The 25,145-nt window shown below is 34.3% G+C and carries 23 protein-coding genes and 1 pseudogene; 7 read left to right on the top strand and 17 right to left on the bottom strand.

Annotated features, from left to right (window positions below):
* Positions 1 to 272: 272 nt before the first annotated feature.
* The 5 genes and pseudogenes from groES to BKH43_RS03500 form a co-directional block, all read left to right on the top strand.
* A pseudogene (gene groES / locus BKH43_RS03520) lies at positions 273 to 539 on the top strand (co-chaperone GroES); the annotation flags it as partial.
* A 48-nt stretch (positions 540 to 587) separates the two neighbouring features.
* A complete protein-coding gene (gene groL, locus BKH43_RS03515; RefSeq protein ID WP_095228625.1) occupies positions 588 to 2,231 on the top strand; it encodes a chaperonin GroEL in 1,644 nt (547 codons plus the stop codon).
* Between the two features lie 260 nt (positions 2,232 to 2,491).
* Entirely contained in the window at positions 2,492 to 2,803 is a 312-nt protein-coding gene (locus BKH43_RS03510) for a transcriptional regulator (RefSeq protein ID WP_095228623.1), read from the top strand.
* Positions 2,804 to 3,080: 277 nt separating this feature from the next.
* Positions 3,081 to 4,289 carry an MFS transporter gene (locus BKH43_RS03505; protein ID WP_095228621.1) on the top strand — a complete coding sequence of 403 codons (1,209 nt, stop codon included), beginning with the start codon at positions 3,081 to 3,083 and terminating at the stop codon, positions 4,287 to 4,289.
* A gap of 132 nt (positions 4,290 to 4,421) precedes the next feature.
* Positions 4,422 to 6,359, top strand: coding sequence for a hypothetical protein (locus tag BKH43_RS03500; protein WP_095228619.1), 1,938 nt, complete (start codon positions 4,422 to 4,424; stop codon positions 6,357 to 6,359).
* Between the two features lie 14 nt (positions 6,360 to 6,373).
* Here the strand turns inward: BKH43_RS03500 and dnaB are convergent, their stop codons facing one another.
* The 6 genes from dnaB to BKH43_RS03470 form a co-directional block, all read right to left on the bottom strand.
* The gene (gene dnaB, locus BKH43_RS03495) at positions 6,374 to 7,828 is read right to left on the bottom strand and encodes a replicative DNA helicase (protein ID WP_095228617.1); all 1,455 of its coding nucleotides are present in this window, start codon (positions 7,826 to 7,828) and stop codon (positions 6,374 to 6,376) included.
* Positions 7,829 to 7,991: 163 nt separating this feature from the next.
* Positions 7,992 to 8,651 carry a homeostatic response regulator transcription factor HsrA gene (hsrA, locus tag BKH43_RS03490; protein WP_095228615.1) on the bottom strand — a complete coding sequence of 220 codons (660 nt, stop codon included), beginning with the start codon at positions 8,649 to 8,651 and terminating at the stop codon, positions 7,992 to 7,994.
* A 105-nt stretch (positions 8,652 to 8,756) separates the two neighbouring features.
* On the bottom strand, positions 8,757 to 9,485 hold the full coding sequence (gene ubiE / locus BKH43_RS03485) for a bifunctional demethylmenaquinone methyltransferase/2-methoxy-6-polyprenyl-1,4-benzoquinol methylase UbiE (protein ID WP_095228613.1): 729 nt from the start codon (positions 9,483 to 9,485) through the stop codon (positions 8,757 to 8,759).
* On the bottom strand, positions 9,485 to 10,891 hold the full coding sequence (argH, locus tag BKH43_RS03480; protein WP_095228611.1) for an argininosuccinate lyase: 1,407 nt from the start codon (positions 10,889 to 10,891) through the stop codon (positions 9,485 to 9,487). The genes ubiE and argH overlap by 1 nt, the downstream gene beginning before the upstream one ends.
* Positions 10,892 to 10,903: 12 nt before the next feature.
* Positions 10,904 to 11,338: a protoporphyrinogen oxidase HemJ gene (hemJ, locus tag BKH43_RS03475; RefSeq protein WP_095228609.1), complete on the bottom strand. Its 435-nt coding sequence runs from the start codon at positions 11,336 to 11,338 to the stop codon at positions 10,904 to 10,906.
* Between the two features lie 110 nt (positions 11,339 to 11,448).
* Positions 11,449 to 11,733, bottom strand: a complete 285-nt coding sequence (locus BKH43_RS03470) for an HU family DNA-binding protein (protein WP_095228607.1) — start codon at positions 11,731 to 11,733, stop codon at positions 11,449 to 11,451.
* Positions 11,734 to 11,856: 123 nt separating this feature from the next.
* Here BKH43_RS03470 and gap point away from each other — a divergent pair, with 123 nt between their 5' ends.
* Entirely contained in the window at positions 11,857 to 12,843 is a 987-nt protein-coding gene (gap, locus tag BKH43_RS03465; protein ID WP_095228605.1) for a type I glyceraldehyde-3-phosphate dehydrogenase, read from the top strand.
* A gap of 130 nt (positions 12,844 to 12,973) precedes the next feature.
* Here gap and BKH43_RS03460 read toward each other — a convergent pair whose 3' ends face one another.
* Both BKH43_RS03460 and BKH43_RS03455 read right to left on the bottom strand, forming a co-directional pair.
* A complete protein-coding gene (locus tag BKH43_RS03460; protein ID WP_095228748.1) occupies positions 12,974 to 14,551 on the bottom strand; it encodes a cation acetate symporter in 1,578 nt (525 codons plus the stop codon).
* A 40-nt stretch (positions 14,552 to 14,591) separates the two neighbouring features.
* Positions 14,592 to 14,957: a DUF485 domain-containing protein gene (locus tag BKH43_RS03455; protein ID WP_095228603.1), complete on the bottom strand. Its 366-nt coding sequence runs from the start codon at positions 14,955 to 14,957 to the stop codon at positions 14,592 to 14,594.
* 187 nt (positions 14,958 to 15,144) lie between these two features.
* Here BKH43_RS03455 and BKH43_RS03450 point away from each other — a divergent pair, with 187 nt between their 5' ends.
* The gene (locus tag BKH43_RS03450; RefSeq protein WP_095228601.1) at positions 15,145 to 15,756 is read left to right on the top strand and encodes a UbiX family flavin prenyltransferase; all 612 of its coding nucleotides are present in this window, start codon (positions 15,145 to 15,147) and stop codon (positions 15,754 to 15,756) included.
* A gap of 348 nt (positions 15,757 to 16,104) precedes the next feature.
* Here BKH43_RS03450 and BKH43_RS03445 read toward each other — a convergent pair whose 3' ends face one another.
* From BKH43_RS03445 to BKH43_RS03405, 9 genes are all read right to left on the bottom strand, one after another.
* Positions 16,105 to 16,770 carry an RsmE family RNA methyltransferase gene (locus BKH43_RS03445; RefSeq protein WP_095228599.1) on the bottom strand — a complete coding sequence of 222 codons (666 nt, stop codon included), beginning with the start codon at positions 16,768 to 16,770 and terminating at the stop codon, positions 16,105 to 16,107.
* Positions 16,770 to 17,903 (bottom strand): cytochrome c peroxidase, encoded by a 1,134-nt coding sequence (locus BKH43_RS03440; protein WP_095228597.1) that lies wholly within the window; start codon positions 17,901 to 17,903, stop codon positions 16,770 to 16,772. The genes BKH43_RS03445 and BKH43_RS03440 overlap by 1 nt, the downstream gene beginning before the upstream one ends.
* A gap of 24 nt (positions 17,904 to 17,927) precedes the next feature.
* A complete protein-coding gene (carA, locus tag BKH43_RS03435; protein ID WP_095228595.1) occupies positions 17,928 to 19,061 on the bottom strand; it encodes a glutamine-hydrolyzing carbamoyl-phosphate synthase small subunit in 1,134 nt (377 codons plus the stop codon).
* Positions 19,058 to 19,606: a DUF507 family protein gene (locus BKH43_RS03430; RefSeq protein WP_095228593.1), complete on the bottom strand. Its 549-nt coding sequence runs from the start codon at positions 19,604 to 19,606 to the stop codon at positions 19,058 to 19,060. The genes carA and BKH43_RS03430 overlap by 4 nt, the downstream gene beginning before the upstream one ends.
* 19 nt (positions 19,607 to 19,625) lie before the next feature.
* Entirely contained in the window at positions 19,626 to 20,723 is a 1,098-nt protein-coding gene (locus BKH43_RS03425; protein WP_095228591.1) for an SPOR domain-containing protein, read from the bottom strand.
* A 99-nt stretch (positions 20,724 to 20,822) separates the two neighbouring features.
* Entirely contained in the window at positions 20,823 to 21,365 is a 543-nt protein-coding gene (locus tag BKH43_RS03420; RefSeq protein ID WP_095228589.1) for a DUF1882 domain-containing protein, read from the bottom strand.
* A gap of 25 nt (positions 21,366 to 21,390) precedes the next feature.
* Complete coding sequence (locus tag BKH43_RS03415; protein WP_095228587.1) at positions 21,391 to 22,641, bottom strand: serine hydroxymethyltransferase; 1,251 nt, start codon at positions 22,639 to 22,641, stop codon at positions 21,391 to 21,393.
* Positions 22,642 to 22,694: 53 nt separating this feature from the next.
* The gene (gene lysS / locus BKH43_RS03410; RefSeq protein ID WP_095228585.1) at positions 22,695 to 24,164 is read right to left on the bottom strand and encodes a lysine--tRNA ligase; all 1,470 of its coding nucleotides are present in this window, start codon (positions 24,162 to 24,164) and stop codon (positions 22,695 to 22,697) included.
* A gap of 17 nt (positions 24,165 to 24,181) precedes the next feature.
* Entirely contained in the window at positions 24,182 to 24,937 is a 756-nt protein-coding gene (locus tag BKH43_RS03405; RefSeq protein ID WP_095228583.1) for a CvpA family protein, read from the bottom strand.
* Positions 24,938 to 25,145: the final 208 nt, after the last annotated feature.

Raw genomic sequence — 25,145 nt, 5'->3', positions numbered from 1 at the left:
CTTTTTTAACCAAAAAGATACGTAAAGTTACTTTCTTAAAAACCTTACAAAAAATGATTTTTATAATCATATTAAGTAAGTAGAATCCATCCCTTTAAACACCTAAAAATTAAAATATATACAATATAAACTAAACTAACTTGATAGCTATAGACTAAATAAATCTTATTAAATACTTATAATGTATTTACTTATTTACTTAAAATTGATAGGATTTTATCACTTAAATTTTTTAAGTGCTAATTTTTGAACTTAAATCAAGGAGATTGACAATGACTTTTCAACCATTAGGTAAAAGGGTTCTAGTACAAAGAATCGAAGAAGAAACTAAAACTGCCACAGGTATCATCATCCCTGATAGTGCAAAAGAAAAACCTTTAATAGGCGTAGTTAAAGCTATCAGCAAAAAAGTCAGTGATGAATGCTCATGCTTTAAAGTAGGCGATAAAGTACTATTTGGAAAATACAAAGGTGATGAGATCAAACTAGATGGTGAAACTTATATAGTCTTAGATGTAGAAGATCTTCTAGGCGTACTTAAATAACGCACAAAATCATATAAACATAAAATATAAAAAGGATTCCATATGGCAAAAGAGATTAAATTTAGCGATTCAGCAAGAAATAAGCTTTATGAAGGTGTAAAAGCCCTAAATGACGCAGTAAAAGTAACCATGGGACCACGTGGTAGAAACGTACTTATACAAAAAAGCTATGGCGCTCCAGCTATCACAAAAGATGGCGTTTCAGTTGCAAAAGAGATAGAACTTGCTTGCCCTATAGCTAACATGGGTGCTCAACTTGTAAAAGACGTAGCTTCAAGAACTGCAGATGCTGCAGGTGATGGAACAACTACTGCTACAGTTTTAGCCTACTCTATCTTTAAAGAAGGCCTAAGAAATATAACTGCAGGGGCCAATCCTATAGAAGTTAAAAGAGGTATGGACAAAGCAGTAGAAGCAATAGTTGCTGAGCTTAAAAAGCTAGGTAAAAAAGTAGATGGCAAAAAAGAGATAGAACAAGTTGCTACTATCTCTGCAAACAGCGATGAAAACATAGGTAAGCTTATAGCTGATGCTATGGATAAAGTAGGCAAAGATGGTGTTATAACTGTTGAAGAAGCAAAAGGTATACAAGATGAACTAAACGTAGTTGAAGGTATGCAGTTTGATAGAGGCTATCTAAGTCCTTACTTTGTGACTAATACTGAAAAGATGACTATAGAGTTAGAAAACCCTTACATCCTTATCACTGATAAAAAAATAGCTTCTATGAAAGACATACTACCTCTACTAGAAGCTACTATGAAAAGTGGCAAACCACTTTTAATCATAGCTGAAGACGTAGAAGGTGAAGCACTAACTACTCTAGTTGTAAACAAACTAAGAGGCGTTTTAAATGTAGCTGCTGTTAAGGCTCCAGGCTTTGGTGATAGAAGAAAAGAAATGCTAAAAGATATAGCTTTACTAACTGGTGGTGAAGTTATAAGCGATGAGCTAGGCTTAACTCTAGAAGGTGCTGAAGTTTCTCATCTTGGTCAAGCTGGCCGCATAGTTATAGATAAAGATAACACTACTGTAGTTGATGGTAAGGGTGATAAAAACGCCGTAAAAGAAAGAGTAGCCCAAATCAGAAATCAAATAGATTCTACAACTAGTGACTATGACAGAGAAAAACTACAAGAAAGACTAGCAAAACTAAGTGGTGGGGTTGCTGTTATAAAAGTAGGTGCTGCATCTGAAGTTGAGATGAAAGAGAAAAAAGATAGAGTAGATGACGCCCTTTCTGCTACAAAAGCTGCTGTTGAAGAAGGCATAGTAGTAGGTGGTGGTGTAGCACTACTTAGAGCTTCTAGCAAAGTAGACTTAAAACTAAGTGGTGATGAGCTAATAGGCTATGAAATCATCAAACGTGCAATCAGCGCTCCTATGGCACAAATCGCAAGTAATGCAGGCTTTGATGCTGGCGTAGTTGTAAACAAAGTTAGAGAAGCTAATCAAGATTCTTTTGGCTTTAATGCAAGCAATGGCGAGTACGTAGATATGTTTGCAGCTGGAATCATCGATCCATTAAAAGTTGAAAGGATAGCTTTACAAAATGCAGTTTCAGTTGCAAGCCTACTTTTAACTACAGAAGCAACAATCAGTGAGATAAAAGAAGAAAAAGCAGCTCCTGCTATGCCAGATATGGGTGGTATGGGCGGAATGGGAGGTATGGGCGGTATGATGTAGTCTTAGTTTAAAGACGTATTTCCCCCTTGCTTTCTTAGCTAAAAGTTAGAAACTTTTTAAGATTCTAACTTTTAAGCTTTTTACTAAACTAGCAAGATTACAAAATCTTATTAGTTTAGTTCTTTACTTTCTTTAATATCTTAAATCTCTTTTTAATTTTTTATATTCTTATTAACACCCTCTACTTTTCTTTATAAAAGCTAATGCTAATTTTTAGTTATGCTATAAACTAAGAATCTTTTTTATTAAAGGCATGAAAAATGGCAAGTTCACTAGAATATGTAGAGTTTGTTTATGGGCAAATAGATTCTAGGTGGGAAGTTTCTTTTAGAAAGATGTTTGGCGAATATATGATTTATATAAACCAAAAGCCACTTTTACTAGTCTGTGATAATACAGTCTATATAAAAAAACTAGATTCTTTAAAAGATATTATGAAAAGTGCTGATACTGGCGTGCCTTATAAGGGCGCAAAAGAGTGTTATATCTTAGATGTGGAAAATGATGAGATTTTAGAAAAAGCTATAGAGATACTAGAACAGCAAACTCCCCTGCCCACTAAGAAAAAATAGTTCTCTAACTAGCCTTAGTCTTATATGATCTTAAGTTTTTCTTAAGCATCTTTTAGCCTTATATGCATCCTAATATAAAAGCTAGATGATAAAAAGAGTATAAAAAGTCCTATAAAATCTTATAAAAGTTAAATATTTTTATACTTATCAACTCTTTCTTACTTGTTTTCTTAATCTTAGCTTTAACTACTCCTCTTTATAAAAAGTACTCTAAGTGCATTTAAGATTGATGCTTAATATATATTTTTAGATCCAGTGTTACTTAAGGGTTAAACAAATGTCACTCACTCCAGCACTAATTAAAAAAACAGATTCTGCCATATTTCAGACATCACTTTTTTTACTCTCCACCATGACAGTTTTAGGTGGAGCTATCATCTCACCTTCTTTGCCAGATCTAGAAAAGCACTTCTCTTATGTCCCTCATATAGACTTGCTTTCAAAACTTATACTTACCCTGCCTGCCCTTTTTATCATGATAATGGCACCCTTTGTTGGAATCTTACTTGATAAATATGGCCGCTTAAAGTTTATATTCCCCGCTATGGCTATATGGTCTATAAGTGGAGGTATAGGCTACTTTTTAAATGACATCTATTCTCTTCTTATCTCTCGTGCTGTGCTTGGTATATCTACTTCTTTTGTTATGGATGGAGTAAGCGTACTTTTAAGTGACTACTTTCAAGGCTCAAGGAGGGAAAAAGCCCTTTCAAAGCAAGGTTTTTTTAGATCTTTTGGTGGGGCTATTATGTTAATAATTGGCGGGTATCTAGCCCACCTTAACTGGCACTTCCCCTTCTTAGTGTACTTTTTAGGTCTTTTTATCCTAGCCTTTGCCACGCTTAATCTTTTTGAAGTAAAGTATGAACATCACACACATAAACATGTAAGTGATAAAAAAAGTGGATTTAGATTCTTAACTTTTGCACCAGTTTATGCGCTAACTTTGATTAATATGGTGATGTATTACACCATCCCTACCCAGCTTCCATTTTTTATAGTAGATATCTTGCATGAAAAGCCTGGGAGGGTAGGAGAAAGTATGGCTATGTCAGCTTTTGCCATGGCCTTTATCGCACTCTTTTATGCAAGACTTAGACGCATCTTTGGAATCTATATCTTATACTCCATATCTTTTTTCTTTATGCTTACAGGCTTTTTACTTATAAGCTTAATCCACAGCTACCCAGTCTTACTTTTAGCCTTAGTGCTTTCAGGCATAGGTATAGGCATAATGTTAGTTAATAATAGCTCTTGGCTTTTTTCCTTAGCGGAAGAAAAGATTAAAGCTAGAGCTTATGGCTTTTTATCAAGCTTTTTGTTTATGGGGCAGTTTATCTCGCCTTTTTTCTCTGAACCTTTAGTTAAGTACCTAGGTCTTTCTAATATGTTCTTAGTAACTGCTCTTATAGCCTTAGTTGGAATGGTGATATTTATAGTTGTAGCTATTAAATCTAAAGTGCTTAAAGAAAGGATGCAATCTTAGAATACAAAAAGACTAAATATACAAATACTAGCTACTTAATTTCTCAAAAATTAATAGACTTTTAGATACGCTTTCTAGCGTAGTTTTGGTTTGCTGTTTTGTTTTTATCTTAAACATATTAGAGGCATATAAATGTTTTGGTCATGGTTTGTAGAGTTTTTTAATCTAGCTAATCAACAAACATATATAGAATCTATAACAACCTTTTATACTGGCATACTAGCCTTCATGGTTCCTCTTGGTATGCAGATGATTCTAACTATCAAAAATTCTTACTCAACAGATGAGATAGAAAAGCGCTTTAAGAGTGAAAAAGTCTTTATCATCTTGCCCGTTCTCTTACTAGTTGAAATAGGCGTTATACTAATTATAAGCATGATAAAAACTACTAATCATGCCTTTTTAGCTATAGCTTATAGTCTAATCTTAGTTTTTTTAATCATAACTTTAGTAGTCATTTATCTCTACATTAGAAAAATTATTCAGTATACAAACAGAAAGGCTGTGACAAAGTGGCTAATTGATGACTTTCAAAAGAATGTAAGAGAAAGCAAGGATGTAGATGATTCTATAAGTTTTTTAAAGTTTATCACTGAAGTTGTTATCACTGAGATGAGTAAGACTAGCGATAGACGCTTTATCCTTAGCTTACTTAAAGATATAGAAGAACTTTCTATATCTTTTATATCTCAAGCAAGTTTTAGCAGCCAAATCCTAACCAAACAAGAACCTAAAAATATCCTATCTCTACTCATATCCACCTTACTAGCTGATATCAAAAAAAACTTTTCTAAAACTTTAGCATTTAGAAAAAAAGTGCACACCTTTAGCCCACAAGAGATAAATGAAAACAATAAGATCTACTTTGAGACCATAATGCAAGGCATAGGAGATATCACCATAAAGTCTATGGAAATGAGTGAACAAAATATAATCTTTAAGTTAAAAACTACTATCTATAAAATACTAGAAGTTATAACAGAAAGTAAGAATAATGGAATCTACTTAGATAAGTTTTTAGCTGTGCATAGACGCTTATTTAACTACACAATCAAGGCAAATAGCAAATATGAGCAGCACTTTTTTTATGAGTGGTATACAAACTTTGTTTATGTGCATAAGTCTTTTGATCCACGTCACTACTTTAATAGAGGCTATATCAACCAGTTTGATAATCAACTTTTTAGCTATATAAGATGCATTATAGATGAGGAGAGATTTACTCTATTTCAAGATCTAATCTACTGGCTACACCATGGTATAGGTTTTAGACACCTGCTTAATAAAAACTATGATTTATCTAGTATAGAGTTTAAAGAAAGCACTAAAGAAGAAATCATCAAAGCTAGCAATATACACGAACTAGTAAAAAATACCATAACTATGAGTGATCTAAGCACTGCTTTAATAGCCCTAAAATCCCTAAAAGTAGAGCTAGAAAAAGCCTGCCTTACTAAAAACGAAAAAGATAATATGACCCTAAAACTAGAGTGTTTTAATGCCTTTATATATAGAACTTTTTACTTTAACAACTTAAAAAATATGATTTTTGGAATCTTGTCTTACTGCATTTATAAAAAAAAGTTTACCTGGGTTAAACTCCTTTGGCACTTTAAGGAATTAAGAGATTCTAGTGCCATTAAGACAAGCTATGAGATCTATCCAACTAGCATAGATGAGGTCTTAGGCTTTATAGTCTCTAACGTCTTAGATAAAAAACTTATATCAGGAACTGGTAGGCGCTTTTCTTTTTCAGAACATCATCAAAAAAGTGCCCTCTATGAAAAAAAACTTGAAGTTTACTTGCTTGGCTATCTAATAAGCATAAACAAAGACACCACCTTTTGCTTAAGAAAGTGCGAGACTATGGAGCTTTTAGCTATAAGTGAATATGCTAGAGAGTTAAAAGATATAGTAGAAGAAACCTACACCCCTAAAAATATCAAGCTTTTTTTAGACTTAGGATTTAATGATATAGATGAAGAACATATAGTTAGTTTAGGAAGTGAGATAACTAGCTTACTTACAAGCTTAGAGCTTGCATGTGAAAGGCAAGATATAAAGCCCTAGGGCTTAAAACTATCTTATATCTCAACTTCTAAACTGCCATCATCTATACTAAAAGTACCTTCTGGATGCTCTATATAATCTTTCCTAGGCTTATCTTTAAAAAGTGTAAGTTGCTTTATAAACTCAACATACACAGTTTCAACTTCTCCATTTCTGTTTTTGGCAACTATTAGCTCTGCATCTTCTATAGGCTTTTTAATAAACTGTTCTAGCTTTTCTTTCTTGCCAGCTTCTTCTAGCTTTTTACGCTTAGCGTTAAACTCCCTTTCTTTATAGATATCATCCCTATATAAAAATATAATGACATCTGCATCTTGCTCTATAGCCCCACTATCACGAAGATCGCTAAGCATAGGGCGTTTATCATCCCTACCTTCCAAAGAACGGTTAAGCTGAGAAAGTACAACTATGGGCATATTTAGCTCCTTACTTAAAAGCTTTAAGTTCCTACTTATCTCGCCTATCATATCAACCTTTTGAAGTTTGGAATCTCCTTCCATTAGCTGTAAATAGTCTATAAAGCATATGCTTAAGTTTGGATTTTGCATCTTTAAGCGGCGAAGTGAGCTTCTTACATTAGCTATATTTACATTACTTTTTTCACTAATAAAAAGTTTTTGACTTTCTAGTTTAGTTAGTGCCATTTGAAACTTTACGTTTTGTTCATCATCTAAAGTCCCTGCCCTTAGCACCTGCAAAGGAACACCACTTATTATAGATATAGCTCTTAATATAAGTTGCTCTGAAGGCATCTCTAGACTAAAGATAGCTACTTCATTACCCTTTTCTATCATGTTTAAAGCAAGGCTTAGTAGAAATGATGTTTTCCCCATAGCAGGCCTAGCACCTATTATTATCAACTCACCTGGGTTAAAGCCAGTTGTTATCTTATTAAGATAGTAAAAGCCTGTATCAACTCCAGTAACCCCACTTCTTTCCTTAGCTCTAACCAAACTTTTAAGTATGGTTTCATAGCTATCTTGAGGGGTTGAAAACTCACTTAAAGTTGTAGTATCTCCAACTGCTAGTGTATAAAGCTGCCTTTCAGCATACTCTAAGATATCACTTGCTTCAAGACTAGAATCTTGTACCTTACTACCAAGCTCAGAGCTAAGCTTAGCGATGGAACGCTTCATACTATATCTTTTTATAAGCTTTGCATAATCACTTAAAGGAACAACTGGACTTTGTGAAAAGATGTTCATAAGTACTGAATCATCTATCTTATGATTAGGTAAAAGTTTATTAAGCTCTTTTTTTAAAAAATATATATCTATGGGATTATTATCCATATTTAGGTGTGTAAAGGCCTTGTAGATAGTAGCATGCAAGGGTTCATAAAAGTCACCCTCTTGTAATATATCTTCTATAGATTCCAAACTACTTGAATCTAATAGTATGGAGCTTAGAACTGAGCGTTCTAACTCTAGGAGATTTTTTACTTCACTATCTGATTGCATAAATTCCATAAGTGTGTTCCTCTGCTATCTTAGTAAGGGATAGATTATAAAATCTTTGTCCTTAAGGGCTTGTTAGATTAAAAAGTGTTAGTTATAAGTTGTAATTAAAGGCTAGTAAAAAAGAGAGTGAGACTTGCTTTGCAAGCCTAAGTAATAGATAGCTTTAAAAAAGTTACTTTTTAGGATAACAGAAACGATAGCCTCTACGCCTTACTGTTTCTATAGTGTCTATGCCTAAGATTTTGTCCATCTTTTGTCTGATTTGATTGATGGCTACTTCTATGACATTTGGAGTTACAAGCTCTGGCTCTTCCCATATAGCATTTAAAAGTTGCTCCTTACTAACTATTTGATCTTTATGTCTTGCAAGGTGGGTTAGTACTTCAAAAGGCTTGCCTTTAACTTCAACTTCTTTACCTTTAAAGAGGATTCTTTCTTCATCGGGGATTATTACAAGGTCTTCTATCTCTATAATGTTTGATTTTATAAGTTTTAGTCTAGTTTCTATTCTTGCTAGTAATATTTCATTATTAATAGGGGTATTAACATAGTCATCAGCACCGCAGTTAAGCGCTTCAAGCTCGTGTTGAACGGAGTTTGAGAAAATGATCACTGGCACTTGTCCATGTCTTTCTCTAACGCTTGTTATGATATCATTTCCACTGCCATCAGATAAAACCCACGCACTTAAAACTAAGTCATAGTTTCTTATACCTATGTAGTACTTTCCATCTTTCATATTTTCTGCGATGTCTAGTTGATATTTATTAGTTAGAGATTCATGCAAAGTTTTATGTTGGGAAGATGTATCTTCTATAAGCAAAATTCGCATCAAAAGTACCTTTTATTTAGTGTTAAATTCAATCTAGTAGGATTATAACATTAAAAATAGAAGCTTAAACAAATATTAAGCAAAAACTTAAAAAAGGTTTAAGTTTTAAATTTTCTTTGCAATAACTAAGGCGCTAATACCTGAATAGCTTTTCACAAATACACTCTCTAGTCCACTTGCCAAAAGCTCCTCACTTAAGCCTTCTTTAGTTATAAAGCTATCTATAGAATCTGGTAAATATTTATAAGCTTTGAAGTTTTTAGAGATTAGCCCACCTATAATAGGAAGAGCATACTTTGTATAAAGATGCATAGGATAAGTTAGAAGATTAAATTTTTTTTGACTAGTAAACTCTAAGATGACCACAACCCCATTAGGCTTTAAAACTCTATAAAACTCTTTTAAGGCCTCTTTTCTATCTACTACGTTTCTTAGACCATAGGCGATTGAAACTATATCTACAGAGTTATCTTTTAAAGGAAGATTAGTAGCACTTGCTATATAAAGACTAGACTTCATAGATGGAATCTTTTTCTTAGCAACTTCAAGCATGCCAGAAGAAGGATCAAAACCAGCAATAGAGTTTATCTCTATATTATGCAAGTTAGCACTTTCTTGCCAGTGAACTAGCATATCACCTGTACCACAAGCTACATCTGCTATATCTACATGTCTACTTTCAAGAGCTAAAAAAGCCTCTTTGCAAGCCTCTTTTCTCCAACTTACATCTATACCTAGACTTAAAAGCCTATTAGCCTTATCATAAGTTGGAGCTATATCATCAAACATGTTGATGATATCTTGCTGTTTTGTAGATTTCTTATCGTTTTTCATCAAAGTGTCTTTTTAGAATCTTGTTCACATCTTAACCATGAGTTTATCTCATCTATCTGTAAGGCAGTTTGAGATGAGGCAGTACCACCTAAAGTATCACGTCTTTCCATGCAAGCTTTTAAATCTAGCGTTTCTTTTAAAGCTTTTAAATCTACATCACTAGGAAGTAGGTCTTTTAACTCATGTAAATCTATCTTACTTAAATCAAGACCCAAACTCTCAGCCCTTAAAACACATCTTCCTACTATATGATGTGCGTCTCTAAAAGCTATGCCATGAGTTTTTACTAAAAAGTCTGCTAGATCTGTTGCGTTTAAATGGCCTTTTTGACACATAGCAAGCATGTTTTCTTTATGTATACTTAAAGTTTTAAGTGAAGCATCTAAGATTAAAAGACTAATCTTTGCAGTCTCTACGCTATCAAAAACTCCTTCTTTATCTTCTTGCATGTCTTTATTATAAGCTAGTGGCAAGCCTTTTAGTATGGTTAAAAGTGCCATTAGATTCCCAAAAGTTCGTCCACTTTTACCACGTAAAAGCTCAGCAACATCTGGGTTTTTCTTTTGAGGCATAATAGAGCTTCCAGTTGAGTACTCATCACTAAAGGTTACAAACTTAAACTCATAACTACTCCAAAGTATAAGCTCTTCTGCCATCCTTGAGATGTGCATCATCAAAACTGCTATAGCATAGTCTAAATCTAGGGCAAAATCACGACTACTAACACTTTCCATTGCATTCATACTAGCTCTTTTGTAGCCTAGCGTTTTAGCTACAAAATCTCTATCATTCCCATAAACACTGCCTGCTAGGGCTGCACTTCCTAAAGGACACTCATCATTACGCTCTAAGGCACTTTTAAAACGAAGATAGTCTTTTTTAAGACTAGCAACCCACGCCATCATATGAAAGCCAAAGCTTATAGGTTGGGCATGTTGGAGATGAGTCATGCCTGGCATTAAAGTGCTTGTATGAAGGCTGGCTATATTAGTTAGAGTTGTGATTAACTCTAAGATTAAATGTTGTAAGTTGATATTTTCTTCATTACAGTAAAGACTAAAATCTAAGGCTACTTGATCGTTTCTAGATCTTGCAGTATGAAGCTTTTTTCCAACTTCGCCTATTAACTCAGTTAGCCTAGTTTCTATACTCATATGTATATCTTCATGAGCTAGTTTAAAAGTAAAGTTTCCTTCCTCTATCTCTTTTTGTATGACATCAAGACCAGAAGTTATGCAATCTAACTCTTCCTTAGTTAAGATTTTTATCTTAAAAAGGCCTAGTGCATGCGCCTTAGATCCTTTTATATCTTGTTTATAAAGCGTTTTATCAAAATCTATGCTTGCGTTAAAAAGCTCTAAAAGCTCTGATTGACTTTTGGCAAATCTAGTTCCCCATAACTTCATAGGCTAAAAACTTTAAAATGGTCTAACTACTATCATATATATTATTATGATTAGTAGTATCGTAGGTATTTCATTAAAGATTCTAAAAAACTTAGAAGTTCTTTTGACGTTATTAGTTTTAAATTTTTTCACATAGTTTCCGCACACAAAATGATAGATGATAAGCAAAACAACACATAATAACTTAACGTGCATAAAGCCACCTGAAGTCATGATGCTTGGTTGCATTGCTATTAGTACTATACCTGTGATTACAGTTAAAACAAGTGCTGGCCATCCTATGTAGTAGTAAAGTTTATGCTCTTGTATTCGCACTACCTTGACGTAGTCTGACACATTTATATTTTCTACGTGATACACAAAAAGTCTAGGCAAGTAAAAAAGTGTCGCCATCCATGATATTAAAAATATCAGATGCAGGCCTTTAATATATGAGTAAAATTCCATACCATTCCTTAAGTATTTGATTTTATATCTCATATATAGTAGGAGATATAAACGACGCATTTTACCTAATCTATGTTGCTAGACTAGATAATACAAAGTTGAATGATGATTTATTTTACTTTGGAAATTTTATCTTTGAGAGTTTTGCTTGGGCGAAATCTTGGAACAAACTTATCTTCTGTTTTGTAAGTCTTATCAGTTCCTGGGACTTTTCCAGTTTTGCCTTTTTGAAGGTTGTTTTCAAACTTACCAAATCCAGCTAACTCTATGCTTTCATTAGATTCTAACACTTTTTCTACTGCACCAATAAAGGCCTTTAGTGCTTTTTCTGCATCAACTTTTTTATCATAGCCTCCTATCTCTTTCATAGATTCTATAAAATCTGCCTTATTCATAGGGTTCTCCTTGTGTATTTTTAACTTTTGATATAAAGTGGTAGCATTTTATCTATAATCTTTATTCAAAATCAAGGCATGTAAACCACACATCCTTGAAGAAACTAAACATAAAGGTGAAAAATGAGTAAGATCAAAGTAGCGATAAATGGGACTGGAAGGATAGGGCTAGGCTGTGCAAGACTTATAGGCCAGAGGGATGATATGGAGTTGGTTGCCTTAAACACGACTGCAAGCATAGATATGCTTTTACACTTAATAAAGTATGATTCAGTGCATGGAAGCTATGAAGCACAAAAAGTAGATGAAGAAACTTTAAGCATAGGAAAAAGTAAAAAAGTAAAGGTTTTAAGCAACAGAGATATAAAAGCCCTTAACTTCGGTGAGGCAACTTGTGTTTTAGAGTGTACTGGAAAGTTTAATGACCTTGAAAATGCCAGCCTTCACTTACAACATAATGTTAAAAAAGTAGTTATCTCAGCCCCTGCTAAAAACACTTCTATGTTTGTTTATGGAGTAAATCATAAAAACTATAAAGGAGAAAGCGTTATATCTAATGCAAGTTGTACTACTAACGCCCTAGCACCAGTTATAAAGGTACTTCATGATACTTTTGGACTAGAAAAAGCACTAATGACTACAATTCATAGCTACACAAATGACCAAAACGTCTTAGATGTAAAGCACAAAGACAAAAGGCGTGCAAGGGCAAGTGCGCTAAATATGATTCCAACTTCAACTGGAGCAGCTTCAGCTATAGGTAAGATCTTGCCTGAGTTAAATGGCAAGTTAGATGGCTTTGCCGTGCGTGTGCCAACACCTGATGTTAGTCTAATAGACGTAAGTGCAGTGCTTAAAAAAGACACAAATAAAGAAGAGCTAAATGAAGTTTTTAGTAAGGCTTCAAAAGATTCTATGAAAGGAATCATAGAAATAGATAATGACGAAAGAGTAAGTAGTGACTTTTTGGGCTCTAGATTTAATGCTATTTACATTCCAGATAAAACTATAGCCTTAGGTAATAATGTAAAAGTCCTAGCCTGGTATGATAATGAGATAGGCTATGTAGATAGACTACTTACTATGGCTTTATATGCTTGCACACATTAAATAGATTCTATTTACATAAGCACTTAGGTGCTACAAAAAGCTTAGTTCCTTAATAGAATCTAAGCTATAACCTAGCATAAAGACACCTTAGTTTTAACCTAAAAGTTAAAAACTTTTAGGTTAATTTTAACTAGTGAGTTATCTCAGTGCTTGCGCCTATACCAGTATCTGCTCTAAACTTTTGAGCTTCAAAACCTGCTTTATCAATCCTAGCTCTATCTGAGCTATCTAGTTTAGAAAGTATGTAAACTAAGATAAAAGTTATAGGCATAGAAAAGATTGCTGGTGTGCTATAAGGAAAGATAGCACTTTCAAAGCCAAAGCTTTTTATCCAAACACCTGGTCCTAGTACGGTTAAAGCCACAACGACTATAAGTCCTATGATCCCACCCCAAAAAGCGCCTCTTGTAGTAAGCCCTTTAAAGTATAAAGACATGATAAGTATAGGAAAGTTTACACTTGCAGCTATGGCAAAAGCAAGTCCTACCATAAAGGCTATATTTTGCCCTTTAAAAACTATGCCTAGTATGATAGCTATGATACCTAGAACTATAGTTGTTATCTTGCTATATTTTAGCTCTTTTGCAGGATCGGCTTTGCCATTTTTTATAACATTAGCATATAAATCATGCGCTATGGCATTAGCCCCACTTATAGTAAGGCCTGCAACAACAGCTAAGATAGTTGCAAAGGCTACTGCTGAGATAAAGCCATAAAGTGCATCTCCCCCTAAAAGCTGGGCTAACTCTATAGCTATCATATTACTAGCCTTAGTCTTGCCAGTTAAAAAAGCAATCGCACCAAAACCTATAATAAAGACCACTATGTAAAAATAGCCTATAAAAGTAGTTGCCCAAAAGACTGACTTTCTAGCTTCTTTAGCACTTTTTACAGTGAAAAATCTCATTAATATATGAGGAAGCCCAGCAGTTCCAAACATCAAAGCAAGCCCTAGTGATATAGCTGATACCCAGTCAGTTATAAAACTACCTGGCTGCATGATGGCCTCACCTTTTGGATGCACTTGCACAGCTTTGGCAAAGTAGTCAGTGAAGTCAAACTTACTAACTTTTAAAACTAAGAAAGCTAGTATGCTAACACCTATTAAAAGTAAGACTGCTTTAATGATTTGCACCCAAGTAGTAGCGTGCATGCCTCCAAAAGTCACATAGATTATCATTAAGATTCCAACTATGATCACAGCCCATGAGTAAGGAAGGCCAAAAAGTAGCTCTATAAGCTCACCTGCTCCAACCATCTGAGCGATTAGATAAAAAATAACAACGATTAAAGCAGATATCGCACTTACAGTTCTAATAGGACGTTGCTGTAACCTAAAAGCTGCTATATCTGTAAAAGTAAACTTTCCTAGATTCCTAAACTTTTCAGCTATCAAAAATAGCACTACTGGCCAGCCAGCTAAAAATCCTATAGCATAGATTAGTCCATCAAAGCCATTAGTAAAAACAAGGGCTGAGATTCCAAGCAAGCTAGCCGCACTCATATAATCCCCAGCTATAGCAAGACCATTTTTAAAGCCGCCTATATCCCCACCTGCTGTATAAAAACTATCCCTTGATCTAGTCTGTCTTGCTGAGTAGTAAGTAATAAATAAAGTTGCTATAACAAATACGAAGAATAAAACAATAGCTGTTACATTTAAAGGTGCCCTAACCACCTCCCCTTCTAAGGCTGGTGCTGCTTGCATGGCACTAAATATCCCTCCTAGTGTTATAAAAAACCCCAGTCTAAGTAGTTGCTTTAACATCTTTTCTCCTTACTTCATCAATAATTAAACCCTTATCATCTATAAGATGGTTTTGCTTCATCTGATCTAGTGCCTCTTTTAGCTCCCTATCAAAAAATGTATTTGCTATATAGGTGTAAACCCCAGTTAAGATAATGCTTAAGACTATAAAGCTTAGCCCAAAAATTATCCCCAAACTAACAGAACTATCCCCTATGCGTATGCCCAAAAAGTCCGGGAAAAAGCCAACACAAATCATGATTCCATAGTAAGTTATAAATATCACTATTGTTAAGACCATGGAAATATTTCGCCTGACTCGTAAAAAGTCAAAAAACAACGGTGCTTTCTTCTTGTTTATATGCATTTTTGCTATCCTTTATGTTGGTATGATTTCTACCTTACTTAAAAGTTAGGAAAAATTCATAATTTTTACCTACACGAAGAGTTCATAGAGTATATGTAGTAACTAATAGTTACATATAGTAGTTTAGTTTTTACATTTTTACTCATTTAAGCATAAATTATTAGTGTAAAAATATAAAGGCGTAAAAATGGAATTAATAGTAGGTGTTACAGGGGCTAGTGGAGTATATTTAAGTTACAAATTACTACAGTTTTTAAAGGAGTTTAAGGAGGTTAAAACCCATCTCATAGTCTCTAAAAGTGCAAAAACTACTTTTAAAGCTGAGACTAGTTTAAGTCTTAAAAAAGACCTCTACCCACTAAGTACTTATATCCATGATGATAGTAATCTAGGAGCCTGCATTGCTAGTGGGACTTATAAAACAGCTGGGATGATAGTGGTGCCTACTAGCATGAAAACACTTGCAAGCCTTAGAGTAGGCCTTTCAAACTCGCTTATAACTAGAGCGGCTGATGTGTGCATAAAAGAAGGACGCAAAGTAGTTTTAGTGCCTAGAGAGATGCCTTTATCTCAAATCCATCTTAAAAATATGTATAAGTGCTCAAAACTAGGCTACGTAATAATCCCACCACTTTTAAGCTTCTATCAACTAAAACAAGATTTTATAGAATCTAATGCTTCTTCTAAAGACCTTATGGATATGCAAATAACGCATATTTTAGGAAAAGTGCTTATGCAGTTTGATTTAGACTTACCCAACTTTAAGCCATGGACTGGGATATCTACAGATAAAGAATGAGTTTATAGCTATATTAAATATATTCATTTGCACTATAAACTTTTAGTGCTAAATTCTCTTTTTTTAAGCTAGCACTAAGTTTTTTATCTACAAGCTAAGTAGCAACTCTTAAGGCAATAAAAACAATGATATATCATAGGCAGTATTACTTTTTTTTGTAATCTTTGCAATCTGTTATTACGAAGGGTGTAAAACACCCTGTGACAATCTTGCCGTAAACTTAACATCTAATAAAAAAGCTTAAGTGCTTGCAACTTATAAGATTACTACACTGTGGACTGCGTCTACTACTAACGTTAAAACAGTTTTTTATAGAATCTAAAAAATAGATTCTATAAAGTTAAGCTCTTATAAACTAGATGAAAATAAACTTGCTGCAAGCCTTGCTGCATTATGCGCTTGCAATATAAAAGGAGAGTTTAAAGAGTAAAGCCTATCTTTTAAAAGCTCTAACTCATCTTTACTAAAACCACCTTCTGGCCCTATGATTAAAGGAGGCTTAATGGCTGGAATCTCACTTAAAAGCTTAGTGTCTTTATTAAGCCCTAAAGCGTTTGGATACAAGTTTAAAACCTCTTTTAAGTCTTTTAAAACTTCTAACTCCAAAGGCACAAAACGTCCGCACTGCATGCATGAAAGATTTACTATCTTGCTTGCTTTTTCAAGGTTTAAAGTCCTATTACCTTGTGAAAAGCTAGCTTGAAATATACTAAGTTTTGCTGCATTTATCTCATTTAAAAAGCTTAGTAGCTCATATATATCTTTTAAGTCTATTAAAGCTAGGATGATATGAGCTCCTAAAGGTGCTTGTTTTATGATCTCACTTTCATCTATCTTAACCAAAAGGCCCTTTTTAACATCCACTACCTTATAAGTAAAGATTCTATCTGCATAGTTAAAAACTTTAAAGACAGAATCTTTTTGCAACCTACGCACTCTAAAAATGTAGTGATAATCTTCTTCTTTCAAGACTATATGCTCACTACCTGCATCTTTATGTATGAAAAACTGCATTATCTAAGATCATCTATAGAGCTTTTTTCATCTATATCATGATAGCTTGAAGGTAAAAGTGGTAGCCTAACTGGCTTTATATATCCATCAAGTGAACTTAAAAAGTCAGCTATTAACTTAGTTTCCCTACTAGATAAGTTGATGCCTATTTGGATTCTTGCCATCTCATCTATGGCTTTATGAAGCTCTTTATAACCACCATTATGAAAATAAGGCTCACTTAAAGTTATATTTCTTAGTGTAGGTACTTTTACGTTGCCATGTGCGTCGCCTTTAAAGCCTCCAAGACTTGCAAACTTGTAAGGTTTAAGCACTCCAAAAGGTTGCATAGTACCACCTAGATTAACCCCAGTGTGACAGCTGATACAACCTTGTTTTATAAAAAGCACTAGTCCTTCTAGCTCATCTTGGCTAAGTGCTTTTAAGTTGCCATGTAAAAAATCATCAAAGCGTGAAGGTGTAGTTAGTGTTGCTACAAAGCTAGCTATAGTATCTGCTACTAAAGCTGGGGTAACTTTTACATCACTACCATAGGCCCTATTAAATAGATACTTATAGTTTTTTATATCATCTAAAGACTTCATCATGCCTTTAGTAGTGTTATTTAACTCATCCTTACTAGTAAAAGAAGCTAGTATAGCCTTACTTAAAGCACTAAGAGTGGTATCTTTTTTCCCTGGGTTATTAGACCTGGTATCGGTTATATCGCCGTTATAGTGCATGATATTATTAAAAACGACATTATAAAGTGTAGGAGCATTTAACAAGGCAGGGTTGTTTTCTTTTCTTACCTGTGAAGTAGCGCCTAGACTTAAGTTGTGACAGCTATTACAAGAAAGCTCTTTATTTCCACTTAGGCGTGGATCAAAGTAAAGCATCTTTCCTAGTTCTATTTGATCTTTGCTCATTTTTGTATCAGTTGAAAGACGGCTTGCTTGGATCTTAGAAAGCTCACTACCTGTAGGGATAGCTTTTAAGCCCTTATTTTTAGCTATATTTAAAAGCTCTGAGATCTGACTTAAATCAAAGCCCGTGCTAGCGCCAAATAAAGTGTGCCAAAAAACACTAGATATAAATACCACTAAGACAAAAAAAGCAATCTTTGAGTATAAAAAACTTAGTACTTTTGACATAGGAGTTAGCTTAATACTTGCATGTTAAAGTGAAACTTGTGCAAAAAACTTTGCAAAGATATTACTAGCTTCTTTAGGTCCTGGGCTTGCTTCTGGGTGGTGTTGGACTGAAAAGATATTTCCATCTTTATAACACACTCCTTCAATGGTATTATCAAAAAGATTCCTGTGGGTTACAAAGGCTACTTCTTGTATCTCTTCTGGGACATTATAGTTATGATTTTGAGAAGTTATCTCTACAAGACCTAGTTCGTTTTTAACTGGGTGATTAGCCCCATGGTGACCAAACTTTAGCTTATAAGTTGGATAGCCATGTGCTATGCTTAAAAGCTGGTGACCAAGACAGATTCCAAAGATAGGGATTTTAGCTTCTATAAGAGCTCTTATCTTTTCTACTTGATTAGTTAAAATTAGTGGGTCACCTGGGCCATTAGATAAAAACACAGCATGTAGTTTTTTATCTTTATAGTCTTGTATGAGTGCTTTTTCATCATAGTCTTGAGGAAAAACTTCTACCTTAAAGCCCACGTTTACTAGCTCATGAAGTATGTTTTTCTTTATACCAAAATCTATAGCAGCTATAGTTTTACTAAGCCCATCTTTTTCTTTATAGTCCCAGCTTTCATAGTTGAAGTTAGTTTTAGTATGAGAGTAAGGATCTTTTGTGCTTACTTCTTTGATGTAGTCTATCTCGCTTATCTTTAAAGAGGAATCTAGTTTTGCTTTTAACTCATCTTTATCACTTATAGTAGTTGAAGCTATCATCTCTAAAGCACCATATTTTCTTAGCATCTTAACTAGACCTCTAGTATCTATATCAGTTATGCCTAAGATTCCATTTTCTTTAAGATAGACCCTTAGTCCCTCTTCGCTTCTAAAAGATGAGTGAAACTCATTTTCATTTCTTACTATGATGCCTTTGCATCTTGGTTTAAAAGATTCATTATCAAAACTATTAGTGCCGACTATACCAATCTCTGGCATACTAAAGACTATAAACTGTCCAGCATAACTTGGATCGCTAGTTATTTCTTGATAGCCTGTCATGGAAGTGTTAAAAACTGCTTCACCTACTTTTGTGCCCTCACTTCCAAAACTTCTTGCTTCTAAAAAACAACCATTAGAAAAATATAAATATATAGGTTTTAACTCACTCATATAAGCCCTTTTTTTGCCATCTCTTCTTCATATAATCTATTAAATATCACTTCATACTCATCACTTCCAGGTATCAACCTTCGCTTATAGTTTTCTAGCTTTTCTAACACTGCATTTCTTGCTGTGCTTTGAAAAGTTATAAACTTATCAAATGAAGCGTGTATGATATTTTTTATATCGTTATAACTAACAACAAAGCTTATCTCATCTTCTTCTAGCAACTTATCTAGTATCTCATGGCTTAGTTTGGAGTATCTATCTTTTTCATCTAGCTCAAAATGATACTTTGCTGAAAGCTGTCTTTTTATCTTGTTAAAAAGATCTCTTTCATCTAGCTGCATATCATCTATATCATCTTGATACTCTTCTAAGATATCTCTAGTTTCATTTTCTATCCTTAGCTCTAGCCTCATATCTTCTAAGATTATATTCTCAGCCGTCTTTGAAAGCTTGCTGCTAGCCCCTAGCCTAACCAAAGGAGATCTGCTTAGATCTTGTATGATTTGGTTTGCTACATAGGGTGCATTTTGTACTTTTAGTTTCATCGTTATCAGCCTTGCTAATCTATTTTATTTCGTAATAAACTGGTTTTCCTATCTCTAGTTCTTGTCCTATCTTTTCTACATCTTTTGTGGCATCAAGCTTACTTTTATAAGGCCCTAGTAAATATCTAGTAACTGGTTTATCTTCAACTGTGCCTTGTTTTACTTTATAGCCATACTTTGAGATCTTTTCTATGAACTTAGCGTTTGGTTTTTGACTAAACACACCCACTTGAAGATAGATTCCAGGCTGAGTTGCCACTACTCCATTAACTACATTTAAAGGCTTTTTAGCTTGGATATCATTAACTGGTTTTACTTGCTTACTTGGCTCTTTAATTACTTGTTTGTTTGCCTCTTGTTTGTTTGCTTCTTTGTGCGCTTGGGCTTTAGGCTTCTCATCTGCTATCTTTTTATGCATTTGTTTATGCATAAGATCGCTTGCTTTTTGCTCTTTTGCATTTTTAGGCATAGCATTATGTGCTTTATGTTCTTTTGGCTCATGTGCTTTTTGGCTCATAAGACCAACTTCTTTAGGCACGTCATTTTCATGCTTTAATATAAGAGGCTTTAAAGACTCATGCTTGGCTGTGTTGTGTGCTTTCTTTTCTTCTTCTTTACTAAGCAAGGCTTTAAACTTTGGATCATCTTCAAGACTGCTAAACTTAGTATCTAGAGGATTTTTAGATTCCACATTAGAACTAGTTGGAGTAGCAACTGGGCTTGGAGTGTTTTCAGGATTTGAAGCACCAAGTGGAGTAGCATTCATAGATGAAGCATTAGAATCCATAGATGTTTTAGATATATCTGTACTGCTATCTGCACCATTTGACTTAGTTTGATTATCAAGTGGCATTAAGTGCAAGTCATCTTTAGAGTTTGTTGTCATCTTAGTAGTATCCATACTCTGACTAGGTAGCTTTTCCATAGACTTATCAACTGGAATGATATTACTTACTGGTTTATTCACTTCCCTACTTAAAGTCCAAATAGCAATGATCAAAATCACCACGATAACAATAGCCACTATAAGCAAAAAAACTAGTTTTTTACTCTTTTTGGCTTCTGTATTTTTACCACTCATAAGAATGTCATTTGGCTCTTTTTCACTATTTGGCATTAAATCTCCTTTTACCTAAAAACGTTAGCGTCCATTTTATCATATACGCAAAGTTAAATATTTCTATTTACAACACAAAGCATGCTTTTTAAGCATAAGCTACATATACTTAGACCAGCTTCCCCTCTCTTTAGCAAAAACCTCATAAGGAAGTGTTAAAATATTATAACAAGGCGGCAACTCATCAGTTGGCAACGCCTTCCACTCAACAGGCATAACTTGAGAAAACCTCATCGATAAACTTTTAGCAAGCCTTCTACCTTCCCCTATCTCTGTGTGACCTTTATGTATATAAAGGTGTAGATGTTTAGGATTAGCTGTAGTGTAGGCTGTAAAGTTTTGATAGCCCTCTTCTCTTAGTATAAGCTGTGCTTTATGATAGAAACGCTCAGGATTATATCCGTTATAGTCAAAGACTATATTTTCAACCTTAGTTCCACCTTGAAGTAATAAATCATGAGCTACAACTATCTCTCTATTTAGATGTGCCTTTATAACCATAGACGTCAAAGGCGCATCAACCCTTTCAAAGTTATCATAAAAAGTTTTACCCAAATAAACTAGTTTTTTACCTATGCCATCTACTCTTTTATAGTAGTGGCTAGTATCCATTTTGATAAGCTTTAATTCTATCTCTTGCATCTATAACCCTTAAGTTGGTTAGATACTAATATATAGCTCTATCATAGATAATGAAATCTTTTGTAAGCTCTTTTATCTCTTTTTTGATCTTAGCTTGGAGATTAGTATCTGTTATGTTTTCTAAGATATCAGCTATCCAGTTGCCTATTATCTTAAACTCTCTTTCTTTCATACCGCGTGCTGTTAATGCAGGTGAGCCTATACGCACTCCACTAGTTATAAAAGGAGATCTAGTTTCACCTGGAACTGTGTTTTTATTAACAGTGATTCCAGCATTACCTAGTGCGATATCTGCATCTTTTCCACTAAAGCTATTTTTTAAGAAACTCATCAGTATAAGATGGTTATCAGTTCCACCACTTACTAGTTCAAAGCCTCTACCTACTAGCACAGTTGCAAGTGCATTTATATTAGCCTTAACTTGTTTAGCATAAGTTTTCCACTCTGGCTTTAAGTTTTCTCCAAAGCCTACAGCCTTACCTGCAATGACATGCATTAAAGGGCCACCTTGGATTCCAGGGAAGACCATCTTATCTATCTTTTTAGCCATCTCTTCATCATTAGTTAGTATAACTCCACCTCTAGGGCCTCTTAAGGTCTTATGAGTAGTAGTAGTTACTACGTGACAGTAAGGGAAAGGGTTAGGATATTCGCCAGCTACACAAAGTCCTGCAACATGGGCAACATCAGCTAGCAAGATGGCATTAACACTATCTGCTATCTCTCTAAGCCTTTTAAAATCAAGCGTTCTAGTATAAGCTGAAAATCCACAAACTAGCATATTAGGCTGTACTACTTGTACGTGGTCTGCTAGCTTGTCATAATCTATCCTACCATCTAGTTCTACCCCATAAAAAAAGCTTTGATACATCTTACCAGTTAAACTAACTTTTGCACCATGAGTTAAATGTCCTCCATGACTTAAAGCCATGCCCATGATCTTATCATATGGTTTTAGTAAAGCGGCATATACTGCACCATTTGCTTGAGATCCTGAGTGAGGTTGCACGTTAGCAAAGTTACAGCCAAAAAGCTTTTTTATACGTTCAATTGCTATAGTTTCTATCTCATCTACAAACTCACAGCCCCCATAGTAGCGCTTACCTGGATAGCCTTCTGCGTATTTATTGGTTAAAACACTTCCCATAGCTTCCATAACGCTTGGAAAAGTAAAGTTCTCACTTGCTATCATTTCTAAATGCTCATTTTGCCTAACTAGTTCTTTTTGTATTAAATCAAAAATCTCTTTATCACTTTTTTCCATAAAATACGACATCTTTGCTCCTTAAAGTTGGTTTGCTTATAGCTTAATTACTGCCTTTTGGGCCTTTAATCTTGTGGTTTCATAGCCGGGAATAATATAACATCTTTTATGCTAGAACTATTAGTAAAAAGCATAACTAATCTATCTATGCCTATACCCTGCCCTGCCGTTGGAGGCATACCGTAGCCAAGTGCTTGCACGTAGTCTTCATCCATGTACTGGGCTTCTTCATCACCTGCATCTTTTGCTTTTACTTGCTCTTTAAAACGCTCTAATTGATCTAAAGGGTCGTTTAGCTCACTAAACCCATTAGCTATCTCTTTACCTGCTATAAAAAGCTCAAACCTATCAGCGATCTCTGGATTAGCATCATTTCTTCTTGCAAGTGGGCTTATATCGATTGGGTACTCTGTTATAAAAGTTGGATCTATTAGTTTAGATTCTACTAACTCTTCAAAAGCTAGACCTAAAAGCTTTCCATAGCTTAGATTAGCAGTTTCAAAGCCTTTAGCTTTAAGAAAAGATTCTAAGTCCTTGTGACTTTCAACGATGCTTTTATCCACCCCGCCTATAGAAGTTATAGAATCTTTTAAAGTCACCACATTAAAGTTAGCTAGATCTAGAGTGTACTCGCCATAAACTACTTTAGATTCCATGCCTAGACCTGCTAAGATATACTTAAAAAGATCCTTAGTAAGCTCTATTAAATCTTTATAGGTGTGATAAGCCCAGTAAAACTCTATCATGCTAAATTCAGGGTTATGAGAGTGATCCATGCCTTCATTTCTAAAGTTACGATTTATCTCAAAAACTGCTTCAAAGCCACCAACTATAAGCCTTTTTAAGTAAAGCTCTGGTGCTATGCGTAAATATCTATCTACATCAAGGGCATTATGGTGGGTTATAAAAGGCCTAGCATTAGCCCCACCTGGGATTGGATGAAGCATAGGAGTTTCTACTTCTAAAAAGCCTTTATCTTCAAAAAAAGCCCTTACACTACTAACTATTTTGCTACGTATTTTAAAAGTTTCCATTACGTCTTTGTTCATTATTAGATCTAAGTAGCGTTGGCGATAACGCAGCTCTATATCACTAAGACCGTGGAACTTTTCAGGCAGTGGCACTATGGCCTTAGTTAGTATCTTAAGACTTAGGGCATGAAGACTAAGCTCGCCAGTTTTAGTTACAAAAGGAAAGCCACTAGCTTGCACTATATCCCCTACTTCAAGATACTTTTTTAGAATCTTAAAGTGCTCACCTAACTCATTTTGTGAAAAGTAAATCTGCACAACCCCGCTTTCATCTTCTATCTTCATAAAGCTTGCCTTACCCATAAGACGCATAAACTTTACACGCCCGCTTAAGCTTTCTTTTATATCCATATTAGGAGTGCTTAAGTCTACATCTTTATACTTTTTTAAAAAACTAGCATTGCTAAGCTCTTTTTCACAAGAGTTATCATAAGGGTTAAATCCTAGCTCTCTTAGCTCTTGTGACTTTTGTATGCGTTGGGTAATGTACTGGTTTTCAAACATGGGCTTCCTTTTGTAGTTTAGTTATTATCCTCTGAGATAGGCTTAGGTGAAGTAGGTTTGGAATCTGTTTTAGTATCCATTAGATTAGAGTTTGGATTTTCTACCTTATCTTTAACCTTATCTATGACCTCATCTAAGTTGGTATTAACTGCATTGTTTATAGCATCTTTTCCTTGACCTCCTAGGTCTTGTACTGTCTTATTAAGCTTGTTTTGTATGGCTTTTGTAGCGCTATTAACACTATCTTTTATATTAGCAGCATTTTTAAGATCTACTTTTTTCATCTCATCCATCAACCAAGCATGTCTTAGTATACCTCCACCAGTTTGTATCATCAACTCAAAAGTAGTAGATTCCTTTTGGGCTTTTTTGGCAAAGTTCATAAAAAATGGTGTATAAGATATGCCAAATACTATAAGTGAAAGAATGATAAAGTTTTTAACTAAGCCAAACAAAAAGCCTAGAATCTTATTTAAAAAGCTAAGACTAGGAACTAAAGTAAAGCGGGATATAAAGATGCCTATAAAAAGACACACTATCCAAACAACCAAAAAAACTATGGCAAAACCTATAGCGTTAATCACAAAAGTCGAAGTAAAATGCAAGGCATGTTTATCAAATAAGATTCCAACATCCCTACCATAAGTTGCGCCTAGATAGGCTCCTAAAACTAAACCTATAATACTTAATATTTCATATATCAAGCCATTTATAAAACCGCGCAAAGAAAGCAGTATGACGATTATTAAAACAATTATATCTATATAATTCATGCCTATCCTAAGTCTTAAATGAAGATTTTAATTTTATCTCAAAAGAAGCCAGATTTATAACATTAGTTACAAGCAAAAAACTTAATCTAAACTAGTTTTAACTTAAGATCTTTTTACTTCAAGCTTTTAAATGACGATATAAGTGAAGCTAAGAACCATATAGTAAGGAATGCATTTTGCTTTCACTTACGTACTACATAAAGGCAGG

It is taken from the genome of Helicobacter sp. 13S00401-1 (assembly GCF_002272925.1).
In the GTDB taxonomy this organism is placed as follows: Bacteria; Campylobacterota; Campylobacteria; order Campylobacterales; family Helicobacteraceae; genus Helicobacter_I.
The sequence above is the reverse complement of the archived record's forward strand: the minus strand, read 5'-3'. Positions and strand labels throughout refer to the sequence as shown.